General features: G+C 71.2%; 10 protein-coding genes. 4 read left to right on the plus strand and 6 right to left on the minus strand.

Features of this window, described 5'->3' with window-relative positions; genetic code table 11:
• The first annotated feature begins 22 nt into the window (after positions 1-22).
• On the plus strand, positions 23-787 hold the full coding sequence (locus tag JYA75_RS05865) for an SDR family NAD(P)-dependent oxidoreductase (protein WP_006944010.1): 765 nt from the start codon (positions 23-25) through the stop codon (positions 785-787).
• Between the two features lie 10 nt (positions 788-797).
• Positions 798-2,480, plus strand: a complete 1,683-nt coding sequence (locus JYA75_RS05870) for an AMP-binding protein (RefSeq protein WP_203329791.1) — start codon at positions 798-800, stop codon at positions 2,478-2,480.
• 168 nt (positions 2,481-2,648) lie between these two features.
• Here JYA75_RS05870 and JYA75_RS05875 read toward each other — a convergent pair whose 3' ends face one another.
• The gene (locus JYA75_RS05875) at positions 2,649-3,833 is read right to left on the minus strand and encodes an acyl-CoA dehydrogenase family protein (protein ID WP_203329792.1); all 1,185 of its coding nucleotides are present in this window, start codon (positions 3,831-3,833) and stop codon (positions 2,649-2,651) included.
• A gap of 207 nt (positions 3,834-4,040) precedes the next feature.
• Here JYA75_RS05875 and fabG point away from each other — a divergent pair, with 207 nt between their 5' ends.
• Both fabG and JYA75_RS05885 read left to right on the plus strand, forming a co-directional pair.
• A complete protein-coding gene (gene fabG / locus JYA75_RS05880; protein WP_006944004.1) occupies positions 4,041-4,781 on the plus strand; it encodes a 3-oxoacyl-ACP reductase FabG in 741 nt (246 codons plus the stop codon).
• Between the two features lie 52 nt (positions 4,782-4,833).
• Positions 4,834-6,042 (plus strand): acetyl-CoA C-acetyltransferase, encoded by a 1,209-nt coding sequence (locus JYA75_RS05885; RefSeq protein ID WP_029546606.1) that lies wholly within the window; start codon positions 4,834-4,836, stop codon positions 6,040-6,042.
• Positions 6,043-6,136: 94 nt separating this feature from the next.
• On the opposite strand, the gene JYA75_RS05890 is transcribed toward JYA75_RS05885, so the two are convergent.
• The 5 genes from JYA75_RS05890 to JYA75_RS05910 all read right to left on the minus strand — a co-directional run bounded on the left by JYA75_RS05890 (position 6,137) and on the right by JYA75_RS05910 (position 12,257).
• A complete protein-coding gene (locus JYA75_RS05890) occupies positions 6,137-7,006 on the minus strand; it encodes a LysR family transcriptional regulator (RefSeq protein WP_043799932.1) in 870 nt (289 codons plus the stop codon).
• 4 nt (positions 7,007-7,010) lie between these two features.
• Complete coding sequence (locus tag JYA75_RS05895; RefSeq protein WP_050036093.1) at positions 7,011-7,886, minus strand: LysR family transcriptional regulator; 876 nt, start codon at positions 7,884-7,886, stop codon at positions 7,011-7,013.
• A gap of 4 nt (positions 7,887-7,890) precedes the next feature.
• On the minus strand, positions 7,891-8,949 hold the full coding sequence (locus JYA75_RS05900; protein ID WP_006941752.1) for an MBL fold metallo-hydrolase: 1,059 nt from the start codon (positions 8,947-8,949) through the stop codon (positions 7,891-7,893).
• Entirely contained in the window at positions 8,946-10,508 is a 1,563-nt protein-coding gene (locus JYA75_RS05905) for a long-chain-fatty-acid--CoA ligase (protein WP_203329793.1), read from the minus strand. Before JYA75_RS05905 ends, JYA75_RS05900 begins: the two co-directional genes overlap by 4 nt.
• Before the next feature lie 243 nt (positions 10,509-10,751).
• Complete coding sequence (locus tag JYA75_RS05910) at positions 10,752-12,257, minus strand: TerD family protein (RefSeq protein WP_203329794.1); 1,506 nt, start codon at positions 12,255-12,257, stop codon at positions 10,752-10,754.
• Position 12,258: the final 1 nt, after the last annotated feature.

Genomic DNA, 12,258 nt, shown 5'->3' on the forward strand with positions numbered 1-12,258 from the left:
TTCACGAAAAGGAACGAAAGATATGGAACTGAAGGGTCTTTCCGTCGCGATCACCGGCGGCGCCTCCGGTCTCGGCCTGGCCACCGCCCGCCGCGTCCTCGACGCCGGCGGCACCGTCACCCTCATCGACCTGCCCGGCTCGCCGGGTGCCGACGTCGCGAGTTCCCTCGGTGACGGCGCGGCCTTCGCCGCCGCCGACGTCACCGACGCCGAGCAGTTCGCCGCCGCCCTCGACGTCGCGCACGAGCGCGGCGGCCTGCGCGGACTCGTGCACTGCGCCGGCGCCGGCCGGAAGATGCGCGTCCTCGACAAGGAGGGCAAGGCCGGTTCGCTCGAGGACTTCGAGTTCGTGATCCGGCTGAACCTGATCGGCTCGTTCAACGCGCTGCGTCTCGGTGCCGAGCGCATGGCCGCGCTCGAGCCGGTCGACGGCGAGCGTGGCGCCATCGTCATGACCGCGTCGGTCGCCGCCTTCGAGGGGCAGATCGGCCAGATCAACTACTCGGCGTCCAAGGCCGGCATCGTCGGCATGACCGTCGTCGCCGCCCGCGACCTGGCCAGCAAGAACATCCGCGTCAACACCATCGCGCCGGGCATCATGGACACCCCGCTGCTCGCGCGCCTGCGCGACGATGTGCGTGCCTCGCTCGAGAAGACCGTGCCGAACCCGGCGCGCCTGGGCCGCCCCGACGAGTTCGGCCGGCTGGCCACCAACATCCTCGAGAACGGCTACCTCAACGGTGAGACCATCCGTCTCGACGGTGCCATCCGCATGGCCCCGCGCTGAGGTGGGACGGATGACCATGAACCTGCCGGATCCGTCGACGATGTCGCTGTCCTACCCGGACGTGACGATGGGCGTGTGGGCGCCGAGCATGGCCGCCCTCTACGGCGACCGCCCGGCGATCGTCGACGGGGAACGGGTGTGCACGTACCGCGAGCTCGACGAGCGCTCCGCGCAGTTCGCCTCCGCCCTGCAGGGAGCCGGTGTCGCCCCGCGCGACGTGGTGCTGCTGCACGTGGGCAACTGCATCGAGTTCATCGTGGCCTACTACGGTGCGCTGCGGGCCGGCGCCACCGTGACGCTGGTCAACCCGCTGCAGCCGGAACCGGGCCTGCGCAAGCAGATCGAGGAGACGGGCGCCGTGGCGGCGGTGACCCAGCCGCAGCAGCTCGGTGTCCTCCTCGGCGCCGCGGCGGGCACCACGGCCGCGACGATCGTGGTGGTCTCCGACGAGCCGGTGGAGGTGGCCCCCACCTCCGCGGCCGTCGTGCGGTACGACGAGTTCCTCGCCGGGCAGCCCACGGCGTTCACGCCGGCGGAGGTCGCCGGAACGGACGTCGCGCACCTGGCCTTCACCGGCGGTACCACCGGCATCTCCAAGGGCGTGCGCGTGCTGCACCGCAACGTGGTCGCCAACGTGACCCAGATGTGCGGGTGGCGGGCCGCCCACCAGGTCGTCACCACCGACGACGGGCTGGTCGCGCTGCGCCCGATCGAGGGTCTCGATGTGCATGGGGTGATCCCCGGCGAGGGCGCCACCGTCGTCGTGTCGCCCCTGTTCCATGCCCACGCGCTGATCAACACGTCGTTCCTGCTGCTGTGCGGCCTCACCCAGGTGCTCGCGGGCCGCTTCGACCCCGCCCGCATGCTCGAGCTCGTGGAGCGGCACCGCGCCAGCTACATCACCGGCAGCCCGGCCATGTGGCATGCGCTGGCCACCCACCCCGACGTCGCCCGCCGTGACACCACGTCGGTGCGGGTCGTGTCGTCGGGGGCGGCGCCGATCGACCACGTCACGCTCGAGGCGCTCGGTGCGGCGTTCCCGAACGCCCGCGTGGCCGAGGGCTACGGCCTGACCGAGGGCACGTGTGTGGTCACCGCCATGCCGCTGATCATCGGGTCCACCTATCGTCTCGGCAGTGTGGGCCTGCCCGTCTTCGACACCGAGATCGAGATCCGGGTCCAGGACGATCCGAGCGTCGTCCTCGGCGAGGGCGAGCGCGGCGAACTGTGGGTCCGTGGGCCTCAGGTGACCGACGGCTACCTCGGCCATCCCGAGATCACGGCCCAGCAGTACGTGGACGGCTGGCTCGACACCGGCGACATCGCCTACCGCGACGCCGACGGCTACGTCTATATCTGCGACCGCGCCAAGGACATGCTGATCTACAAGGGCTACAACGTGTATCCGCGTGAGCTCGAGGAGATCCTGGTGTCCCATCCTGCGGTGTCGACGGCGGCGGTGGTCGGCCGCGAGGCCGGCAACGTCGGGCAGGAACCGGTCGCCTTCGTGGTGCCGGTGCCGGGCGCGCAGCCCGACCCTGCCGAGCTGATGGCATTCGTTGCCGAGCAGGTCCTGCCCTACAAGAAGATTCGCGAGGTCGTGCTCGTGGACGCGCTGCCCACCTCCGCGGCGGGCAAGGTGCTCAAGACGGATCTGCGGGCCCGGATCGAGCAGGCCGCGGCCTCACGCTGAACCGGCAGCCGGGTACCGCGACGGTGCCCGGCTGTCGCCGCGTCACCGCGTCGCCGAGCGAATGGACCATGCTGTCGGTCTGACGAGGTGAGCGATACATTCGCTCGGACGAACAGACGAAAAGGGGCGGTGCCTTCGACAGGCACCGCCCCTCGTCGCGTTCCGGGGTCAGCCGCGCTGGGCCTGCTTGACCAGTCCGCCGCCGATGATCAGACGCTGGATCTCGCTGGTGCCCTCGTACAGGCGCAGCAGCCGCACGTCCCGGTAGATCCGCTCGACCGGCACCTCCCGCATGTACCCGGTGCCGCCGTGGATCTGCACCGCCAGGTCGGCGACCGTGCCGACCATCTCGGTGCAGAACAGCTTCGCCACCGACGGCGCGATCCGCCGATCGGTGCCCTCCACCCACGCCCGCGCCGCGTCGCGCACCAGCGCCCGCCCGGCCATCACTCCGGTCTGCTGATCGGCGAGCATCGCCTGCACCAGCTGGAAGTTGCCGATCGCGGTGCCGCCCTGCGTCGCGGTCGCCGCATACGCCACCGACTCGTCCAGCGCGCGCTGCGCCTGCCCCACCGACAGCGCCGCGATGTGCACCCGGCCGCGGGCCAGGGAGGTCATCGCGGCCTTGTAGCCGACGTCCTCGCTGCCGCCGACCAGCGCCGCGGCCGGCACCCGCACGTCGGTGAAGTGCACGTCCGCCGTCCAGGACCCCTCCTGGCCCATCTTGCGGTCCTTGGCGCCGACCTGCACCCCCGCGGTGTCGGCCGGGACCAGGAACACCGCGATGCCGGTGCCGTTCTCGTCGGCGGGGCGGGTGCGGGCGAAGACGACGAACAGGTCCGCGAGCGGGGCGTTGGTGATGAACCGCTTCTCGCCGGTGATGATCCAGTCGTCGCCGTCGCGCACCGCCTTGGTGCGCAGCCCGGCCGGGTTCGAGCCGGCGCCGGGCTCGGTCAGCGCGAACGACGCGACGACCTCGCCGGAGGCGATCTTCTCGAGCCACTGCGCCTTCTGCTCGTCGGTGCCGAACCCGACGAGGACCTGCCCGGCGATGCCGTTGTTGGTGCCGAACATCGACCGCAGCGACAGCGTGGTGTAGCCCAGCTCCATCGCCAGCTCGGCGTCCTGCGTCAGGTTCAGGCCCAGCCCACCCCACTCCTGCGGGATGGCGTACCCGAACAGGCCCATCTCCTTGGCGGCGGTGCGGATGTCGTCCGGAATCGCGTTGGTGTCGGCGATCTCCTGCTCGCGCGGCACCACCACGCCGCGCACGAACGCGCGGGTCTGGGCGAGGATTTCCTGGAAGTCGTCGTCGTCGACCTGGGCAGCCGGCGTCGCAGTCGAGGTTGTCATGAATCCACCATCGGTTTCCGGGGCGGCGGGTGTCCAATACGAATCACCCCATCGCCACATAGGCACTGTCGATGAATGGGGCGGGGTCGAATCACCGGTCCTCTCGGTATATTCGGAGCATCAGCCGACGGGCGTCGCCCGCGTCCTCGATTCATCGGTGCCTTCCCACCGTCCCCGGACCGGGTGGGCTCGTGCGAAAGGAACCTCATGTCACTGCTGGAGAACCGAACTGCCGTCATCACCGGAGGCGCTCAGGGCATCGGTTTCGCGATCGCACAGGAGTTCGTCGACGCCGGCGCCCGGGTCGTCCTCGGCGACCTCGACCTCGATGCCGCGACGGCCGCCGCCGAGAAGCTCGGTGGCCGCGAGGTGGCCCGGGCGGTGCGGTGCAATGTGGTGAACGCGGAGGAGTGGGACACGCTCCTCGCCGAGGCCGTCGACGGGTTCGGCTCGCTCGACGTCGTCGTCAACAACGCCGGCATCACCCGCGACGCGACGATGCGCACCATGACCGAGGAGGACTTCGACCTGGTGATCGCCGTCCATCTCAAGGGCACCTGGCACGGCACCCGCAAGGCGTCGGCGATCATGCGCGATTCCAAGCGTGGCGCCATCGTCAACATCTCCTCGCTCTCCGGCAAGGTCGGCATGGTCGGCCAGACCAACTACTCGGCCGCGAAGGCGGGCATCGTCGGCCTCACCAAGGCGGCCGCGAAGGAGATGGCGCACCACGGCGTGCGGGTCAACGCGATCCAGCCGGGCCTGATCCGTTCCGCGATGACCGAGGCGATGCCGCAGAAGGCCTGGGATCAGAAGATGAGCGAGATCCCCATGGGCCGGCCCGGCGAGGTGTCCGAGATCGCGTCCGTGGCCCTCTTCCTCGCGTCCGACATGTCCTCGTACATGACCGGCACGGTACTCGAGGTCACCGGCGGCCGATTCATGTGAGTCCCTGTCTCACGGTCTCTTTCACAATCACTCTCCTCTCCCGAAGGTCGTCATGCGCGAAGTAGTCATCTGCGAGCCCGTCCGCACTCCTATCGGCCGCTACGGCGGAATGTTCAAGTCCCTCACCGCCGTCGACCTCGGTGTCGCCGCACTGAAGGGTCTCCTCGACCGCACCGGAATCGCCCCCGACGCGATCGAGGACGTCATTCTCGGCCACTGCAACGGCAACAGCGAGGCCCCCGCCATCGGCCGCGTCGTCGCGCTCGACGCGGGCCTGCCGATCACGGTGCCCGGCATGCACATCGACCGTCGCTGCGGCTCCGGCCTGCAGGCCGTCATCCAGGCTGCGCTCCAGGTGGGCAACGGCGACAACGAGGTCGTCGTCGCCGGCGGTGCCGAGTCGATGAGCAACGCCTCGTTCTACTCCGTCGACATGCGCTGGGGCGGCGCCCGCACCGGCGTGCAGATGCACGACAGCCTCGTGCGTGCCCGGGCCACCGCCGGCGGCCGCTTCTACCCGGTGCCCGGCGGCATGATCGAGACCGCCGAGAACCTGCGCCGCGACTACGGCATCAGCCGGCTCGAACAGGACGAGCTCGCGGTGTCCTCGCACGCCCGCGCCGTCGCCGCGCAGAAGAACGGCATCCTCGCCGAGGAGATCGTCCCGGTCACCGTCACGACCCGCTCCGGTGACGACGTCATCGACACCGACGAGCATCCCCGCCCGGACGTCACCGTCGAGTCGCTGGCGAAGCTGAAGCCGATCATGGGCAAGCAGGATCCCGAGGCCACGGTCACCGCCGGTAACGCCAGCGGCCAGAACGACGCCGCGTCCATGTGCCTCGTCACCACCCCCGAGCGCGCCGCGGAGCTGGGCCTGACCCCGCTCGTGCGGGTCGTGTCCTGGGGCTTGGCCGGTGTGGCTCCGAAGATCATGGGCATCGGCCCGGTTCCGGCCACGGAGAAGGCCCTCGCCAAGGCCGGCATCACGCTCGCCGACGTCGACGTGATCGAACTCAACGAGGCCTTCGCGGCGCAGGCACTCGCGGTGACTCGCGAATGGAAGTTCGGCGCAGCCGATTTCGAGCGCACCAACGTCCACGGGTCCGGCATCTCGCTGGGCCACCCGGTCGGCGCGACCGGCGGCCGCATGCTGGCGACGCTCGCCCGGGAACTGCACCGCCGCGACGGCCGTTACGGCCTCGAGACGATGTGCATCGGCGGCGGTCAGGGTCTGGCCGCGGTGTTCGAGAGGGTGTAGGCCGCTTCGCGGCCGGTGCGTCCTTTGGGCTGTAGGAGCAACTCAAAGGACGCACCGGCGCGTCAGCGCCATGGCGCGGCAGCGCCATGGCGCGTCAGCGCCGCCGTACCAGGTCGACGAACGCCTGACCCACCGCAGACAGGGTCGCCGGATCGAATGCGAGCCCGTACGTGCCCACCAGCCGCGGCTCGCATGCGCGCACCACGAGCCGGTCCCCGGCGGCCTCTGCCGGCACCCGATCCACGATCGACCCGCCGAGTCCGGCTGCCACCATCGGCAGCCGGACTTCGCGCTGGCCGACCAGGACGGAGATCTCCGGACGGGCACCGGCCGCGCGCAGCGCCGACTCCACCGCATCGACCATCGACCCACCGGTCGGCGCGAACACCATGGGGATGTCCGGCAGCTCGGACAGGTGGATCGGGCCCTCCGGCAGCTCGGATCCCGGCGGATACGCCAGCCACCACTCCTGCTCGCCCAGCTCGATCACCTCGAGTCCGTCGCCGCCCTCGAGCGGCAGGTGCGCAACGACGAACTCGCAGTGACCGTCGCGGATCAGCGACGCGACCAGCTCCTCGTCCTGCAGGGCCGAGAACCGCACCGCGACCTTGGGATATTCGCGGCGGAACCGCGCGATCAGCTCCACCAGCGGGCCGGCGGACAGTGCCGGGAAGGCCATGATGTCGAGCCGGCCCGCCACCGCGCCGTCCGACGTGGCGAGCAGCTCCTCGACCGCGGTCACGTCACGCAGGATCTGCCGGCTCGGGCCGATGAGGCTGCGGCCCGCCGCGGTGAGAACCATGCCGCGACCGATGCGGTGGAACAGCTCGACGCCGAGCTCGCGTTCGAGGCTGCGCAGGGCCTGCGACACCGTCGGTTGCGCGACGCCGAGCGCGGTCGCGGCCCCGTTGATGCCGTTGTTCTCGACGACCGCGAGGAAGTACTCCACCTGCCGGAAATCCACAGTCCTACACTCCCTGCCGCAGTGTCGAGGCGACGTCGAGGAACGCCGCCGCGGCCGGCGACGGCTCGCCCGCCCGCAGCACGAGTCCGACGGGCCGGGTCAGTGGCGGCTCCAGCGGCCGCACCGTCACCGTGGGCATCTGCTGTTCGGCAACCGGCCTGGGCACCACCGTTGCGCCGGTGCCCAGGCACACCAGTCCCCACGTCGCCGCCGGGTGGGCGCAGTCGACGACGACATTGGCGGCGTTCTCGGCGAGCAGCCCGCCCGCCTTCGCGGCGTTGGTCCGGTCGCCGAGATCGACGACGAGGGGTACGTCCCGCACACGGGTGCGCGGGATCGGGTCCGGCAGGTCGGCCGCGAGGTCGTGGTGGAGGGCGAGCACGAGTTCCTGCTCGAACAGCGGCACGGTGATCATGCCCGCGTGCTCGACCGACAGGTCGGTCACGCCGATCTCCGCCTCGCCGCGGCGCAGCGCGGTGTGCACCCCGGCGGGACCGTCCGTGTCGACGATCCGCACCAGGATGTGCGGGTAGCGGTCACGGAAGCGGCGGGCGAGCTCGATCATCGGGTCGAACGAGAACGACGAGTACGTCACCACGTCGACGCGGCCCGAGGCGAGTTCGCGTACCGCGGCGACCTTCGCCTTCGCCCGTTCGACGTCGGCGAGGATGCGGCGCGCCGCTACGTCGAGCCGGCGGCCGTCCTCGGTGAGCGTGAGCCGGCGCCCGGTCCGGTCGAACAGGGTTGTGCCGAGCCGACGTTCGAGTGTGCGGATGGCCTGCGACAGCGACGGCTGCGAAATGTAGAGGGACTGGGCGGCCTTCGTGATCCCACCCCGGTCGACGACCGCGACGAAATAGGTGATGAGGTGAAGGTCCACCGGCTCATCGTACGGGGACGGCGGTTGCCGGCATCCAGCGGTCCGGGTCGGTACCGCACCCGGTGACCACGTCCCGGTCGGCGAGAACCAACAGGTGGGCGTCGGTCTCCCGCACCGCGAGCCGGCACAGACGCGGCGACATCGTCTCGAACGGACGGGACCACGAGATCCGCGTGGCGACCTCCCACGCCGTGGAACCGGGATGCCGGGACACGGCCTCGGCGATCTCGGCCAGACGTTCCTCGTGGTGGCCGAGCAGCGCCTGCGCGCGGGAAGCGACACCGCGGAAGCGGTATTCGTGGGCGGGGAAGACCTCGCCGTCGGGCAGGCTCGTGGTGGCGTGCAGCGACAGCAGGTAGCGGTGCAACGGATTCGGCAGTTCGCCCGGGACGGTGGAGATGTTGGGACTGATGCGGGGGAGCATGTGGTCGCCGCTGAACACCAGCTCGTGGGTGCGATCGACGAAGCACAGGTGGCCGGGGGTGTGGCCGGGCGTCCACACGGCGTGCAGGTCCCAGCCCGGCAGATCCAGGGGGGTGCCGTCGTCGAGCACGACGTCGAGCGACTCGCGCGGCCCGAACCGGACCAGTTCCATGACCTCGCCCGATCGGACCTCTTCGGGGGCTCCGAGCCGGGCCAGCTGCCGGGCCCAGGCCGCGGTGAACCCTTCCCGATCCGTGGCGGTGTGGTGGCCGAGCAGCGACGCGTCGGCGGCGTGCATCGCCAGTGCGGCACCGCTGACCTCGCGCAGCCGCGGCGCCAGGCCGAAGTGGTCCGGGTGCAGGTGCGTGATCGCCGCGAACCGGACCTCGGTGATGTCGTGCCCGGTCTGCCGGATTCCGTCGACCAGGGCCTGCCACGACTGTTCCGAGTCCCAGCCGACGTCGATCAGGGCCAGGCCGTCGGGCAGGGCCAGCGCGTAGACCAGCACGTAGCGCAGCGGGTTCTTCGGCATGGGCACGGGAATCGACCACAGCCCGGGCCGGACCTGCTCGACCGGTGGCAGCTCGCCGCGCCGCCACGCCTCCTGCTGCACGACGCCGACGACCTCGACCGCGGTCACGACACCTCCTCCGCGAGGGTGTCGCGCAACGTGCGCTTGAGGATCTTGCCGCTGGCGTTGCGCGGCAGCTCGCTCACGAAGTGGATGCGCTGCGGCTTCTTGTAGGAGGCGAGCCGGCTGGTGGTGAACGCGACCAGTTCGCTCTCGTCCGGCACGGCGGCACCGTCGGCCACCCGCACGACGGCGGTGACGGCCTCGCCCCACTTGCGGTCGGGGACCCCGACCACGGCGACCTCGGCGACGGCGGGATGCTCGGCGAGCACCGACTCCACCTCGATCGGGTAGACGTTCTCCCCGCCGGTGATGATCATGTCCTTCACCCGATCGGTGACGAACAGGTAGCCGTCCTCGTCGAGGTGGCCGGCGTCGCCGGTGCGCAGGAACCCGTCGTGGGTGAACAGCGCCGCGGTCTCCTCCGGGCGCCGCCAGTAGCCGGACGTGTTGTGGCGGGAGCGGCACACGATCTCGCCGGACCCTCCCACCGGCAGGTCCTCCCCGGTCGCCACGTCGCGGATGGCGATCTCCACACCGGGCATGGGGCGGCCCGCCGAGCGCAGCAGGTAGGAGCGGGGACCGGTCGGGTCGTGGTCCTCGACGCGCAGCGCGGTGACGGAGCCGCTCGTCTCCGTCATCCCGTAGCGCTGGACGAATCCGCATCCGAGGGTGTGCACGGCTCGGCGCAGCATCGACGGCGTGACGGGGGAGGCGCCGTAGAAGATCAACTGCAGGCTCGACAGGTCGAACGTGTCCAGGCCGGGCAGGTCGAGCAGCATCTGGACGGTCGCGGGCACCAGGAACGCATGGGTGATGCGATGGCGTTCGACGAGCGACGCGACGGTGCGTGGCTGGAACTCGCCGAGCAGGACGGCGTGCACACCGGCGGACAGGCAGGTGCTCAGCCATCCGGCCCCGGCGATGTGGAACAGCGGCATCGCGTTCAGCGCCACCGAGTCGGGCCGCCAGTGGTAGATGCGCTGTCCCTCCTCGTCGTTGTGGAGGTTGCGGTGGGTGATGAGCACCCCCTTCGGCGTGCCGGTGGTGCCGGAGGTGTACAGCTGCAACAGCGTCGTGTCGGGGTCGTTGCCGCGGCCGGGATCGGTGTCGGCGCCGGTGGCGGTGAGCCGTTCCCACGTCCACGCCCCGGGCAGCAGGTCGTCGCCGGGCTCGGTGTCGACGAGGACGACGGGCAGGCCGGGCAGTGCGGCACGGATCGCCTCGGCTGCCGCTGCGAACCCGGATTCGACGACGAGCACGTCGAGTTCCGCGTCCTCGGCGATGCGGGCGGCCTCCGCCGGGGTGAGCCGCCAGTTCAGGGGGACGAACACCAGCCCCGCTTTCCCGCAGGCGACGAACGTCTCGGCGGCCTCGAGCCGCATGCGCAGGAGCGCTCCGATCCGACCGCCGCGGCGGGCCAGACCGCTCAGGGCGGTCGCGAGCCGATTGGTGCGCCGATCGAGTTCGGCGAAGGTGACGGTGGTGTCGCCGCAGGTCAGTGCAAGTGCGTCCGGCCGTTCCGCCGCGTGCTGCCGGACCCGCTGCGGAAGGTGCAGACCGCTCACATCCCACTCCTCGTTCCGTTCGGCGAGCGCCTCGATGTCGGGCCGCCGTGCCCGATCAGTCGATCACCAGCGCCTCGGCGGAACAAAGTCCAAGATCCACAGCGACCGATAGCGAGTGCCTATGTCGGGACCGGCGGCGCGCGACTGTCCTTGCGCGCAGAGGTGCTTCCTGCGCGGGTACGGCCCCCGACGGACGCGCGCAAGGAGCACGGCCGCGCGCGGATGTTCGGCTCAGCCCGAGGCTCAGCGCCCGAGCGCAGCGACGACGCGGCGGAGCCCGTCGAGGTCCGGCGCAGTGTCCAACGTGAGCTGCCAGTCGGTGCCGGTCCACGGATCGGCCATGTGGGTGCCCGGCGCCACCGGTAGGTGCTGAGCCTCCTGCGAGAGCAGGTCCAGCAACGGCTCGTCCGTCACACCGTCGTCCTCGCCGACGATGATCACCGAAACCGACTGTGTCGCAGACGCCTCCACGATCCGGATGACGTGCCTCAGATCGTCACGGGTGTAGCCGTGCGGGATACCCGCGAGCACCACGATCCGTGGCGCCGGTGGCTCGGCACCCGGATCCGCGGTCGCGGCCAGGGCGGCGAGATCGACCGCGTGCGCCACGTCGTGCAGCCGGGGTCCGATGTCCGGGACGTCGCGGACGACCAGGCTCGTCACTGCGAAGGACACCACATCGGTGAGGGCGGACAACGCACCGGCCGTGTCGACGATGTCGAGGCGCGCCGCCGGGTGCGCCGCGAGGAGCCGCACCACGAGGGCCGACACGATCGGGGCGGCGGCGACGGAGTCCCCGTCGACCCACAGCGGGCGCCGCAGCGGCAACGGGAGGCACAACGGAAGTGTCGGCGAGTCGCGATCCGGGGCCCCGAGTTCGCCTATCCGCAGCCCGTTTCCGCCGAGACCCGGCCGCTGCCACGCCGGTGCGTCCCACGAGGCCATCGCCGCGGGCAGGGCCGCGCCGACGGCGCGCAGTTCCTCGGTCAACAACGCGGTGTCGGCGGCGTGCCGGGCCCGAGCCGCGGCGATCAGCTCGTCGCATCGCCGATTCGCCTCGGCCCGAGCCTGGTCGGCGGCCGGTCCGGTGCGGCGGGCCGGGTCGGAGACGGCTGCGGACAGTTCCTCGTCGAGCCGGTGCAGTGCGTAGTCGTGCGCGGAGACGAACGCGGCGGCAGAGCGGGATGCGTCCTCGAAGATCTGCCAGGTCCGCTCCCACGCCTGCTCCGGTTCGACCGGCACCGTCGCCGGGGTATCCGGCGAGGGCGGAGCCGGCTCGTCGTCGACGTCCACTCCGTGCGCGCGGAACAGTTCGGCGAGTCCACCGGTATACCCCTGGCCCACCGCCCGCAGCTTCCATCCGCCGTCGCGGCGGTACAACTCCCAGCAGATCACCGCCGACTCGGCACCGCCGGCGGGCGCGTCGAACGTCGCCGGCCCGGATCCGGGCGGCCCGGTCAGGTCGGTGGACAGCGCGCCCACCGGCCCTCGGTCCGAGGAGACCGCCAACAGCACCGCGGCGGCCTGCGGGCACACCCGGTCGAGATCCACGACGACGGCGTCGCCGGCCAGGTCCACGCCCAGCGCCCCGGGCTGGTTGTAGAACACGGCGTCGGCGGAGGTGCGTACCTGCAGGTTCGCGTCGACCACCAGCGCGCACACGTCCAGCGGCCCCGCCGCGCGCGCCGTGAAGCGGACCCGGCGCGCCGTCAGCGGGGCGTTCTGCCCCGCCGCGAATCTCCCCGTCACG

The sequence above is a fragment of the Rhodococcus sp. PSBB066 genome (assembly GCF_017068255.1).
Classification (GTDB): Bacteria; Actinomycetota; Actinomycetes; order Mycobacteriales; family Mycobacteriaceae; genus Rhodococcus; species Rhodococcus aetherivorans.

Excerpts from the sequence above, each read along its gene's own strand:
- JYA75_RS05865 (WP_006944010.1), top strand. The coding sequence starts at position 23 with ATGGAACTGAAGGGTCTTTCCGTCGCGATCACCGGCGGCGCCTCCGGT.
- JYA75_RS05870 (WP_203329791.1), top strand. The coding sequence starts at position 798 with ATGACCATGAACCTGCCGGATCCGTCGACGATGTCGCTGTCCTACCCG.
- JYA75_RS05875 (WP_203329792.1), bottom strand. The coding sequence starts at position 3,833 with ATGACAACCTCGACTGCGACGCCGGCTGCCCAGGTCGACGACGACGAC.
- fabG (WP_006944004.1), top strand. The coding sequence starts at position 4,041 with ATGTCACTGCTGGAGAACCGAACTGCCGTCATCACCGGAGGCGCTCAG.
- JYA75_RS05885 (WP_029546606.1), top strand. The coding sequence starts at position 4,834 with ATGCGCGAAGTAGTCATCTGCGAGCCCGTCCGCACTCCTATCGGCCGC.